Annotated in this window: 1 protein-coding gene; it reads left to right on the forward strand. The window is 65.3% G+C overall.

Annotated elements, in window-relative coordinates; all coding sequences use genetic code 11:
* Positions 1–67 precede the first annotated feature (67 nt).
* A complete protein-coding gene (locus U9980_RS27275; RefSeq protein ID WP_322770555.1) occupies positions 68–478 on the forward strand; it encodes a VOC family protein in 411 nt (136 codons plus the stop codon).
* Positions 479–525 lie beyond the last annotated feature (47 nt).

Here is a 525-nt window from a genome sequence, read left to right on the forward strand (position 1 = left end):
CCGCTCCTTGATCCGCTCCCCTGTTGTCGGGCACTCTTACAAGGGTGAGCACGATTGAGGTCGGGCTGTGTTTCACGGTGGCGGCATCGAGGTCGGCTACTGTTGGTGGATGGAGAGGGTGACCGGCATCGGCGGAGTGTTCCAACGAGCAGGGGAAGCCGCGAGCCTTCGGGCCTGGTATGCGACTCATCTAGGCTTCGACCTGGCCGACTTCGGCGGCGTCCAGTTTAGCTGGGAGCCGGGCGGCTCAACCACCTGGGCGATCTTCGACGGGGATACCGACTACTTCGGTCGGCGCGAGCAAGCGTTCATGGTTAACTTCCGGGTGGCCGATCTGGACGCGATGCTCGCCCAACTGCGTGCCGAAGGGGTCGAGGTGATCGACGCTGTCGAGGAGTCCGGGTACGGCCGGTTCGGCTGGGCCGTTGATCCGGAGGGGGCCCGATTCGAGTTGTGGGAACCTCCGCCGGGCCAGTAGACGAAGCCCCGCGCAGCGGCTTCTCGGCGGACTCCACGATGTGCGGA

The organism is Protofrankia sp. Cr1 (assembly GCF_963555865.1).
In the GTDB taxonomy this organism is placed as follows: domain Bacteria; phylum Actinomycetota; class Actinomycetes; order Frankiales; family Frankiaceae; genus Protofrankia.